Annotated in this window: 1 protein-coding gene; it reads right to left on the bottom strand. The window is 65.5% G+C overall.

Features of this window, described 5'->3' with window-relative positions; genetic code table 11:
* Positions 1 to 238, bottom strand: a 238-nt coding sequence (locus tag SB764_RS44400) for a transporter (protein ID WP_410867363.1), incomplete at both ends; no start/stop codon positions are given.

Here is a 238-nt window from a genome sequence, read left to right as displayed (position 1 = left end):
CTTCACGTACGAGGCCTGGAAGTCGAGCGACCAGCGGTTCGCGCCGAGATTCAGGCCGCGGTTCTGGTCGTAGCTTCCGGTCGGCGCATACAGGTAGACGGTCGCGGCGATCACGTCCTTCGCTTCGTTCAGGCGGAATTTCAGCGGCGCGGTCAGAATCACGTCGCCGACGCCGGTCGTGCTGCCGAGCGCGCTCGCATTGCCGAAACCGCTTACGTGGCCGAACGGCAGCAGCACC

This window comes from Paraburkholderia sp. SIMBA_027, from assembly GCF_046535315.1.
Classification (GTDB): Bacteria; Pseudomonadota; Gammaproteobacteria; order Burkholderiales; family Burkholderiaceae; genus Paraburkholderia; species Paraburkholderia tropica.
This window is presented reverse-complemented; position numbering and strand designations above follow the sequence as displayed.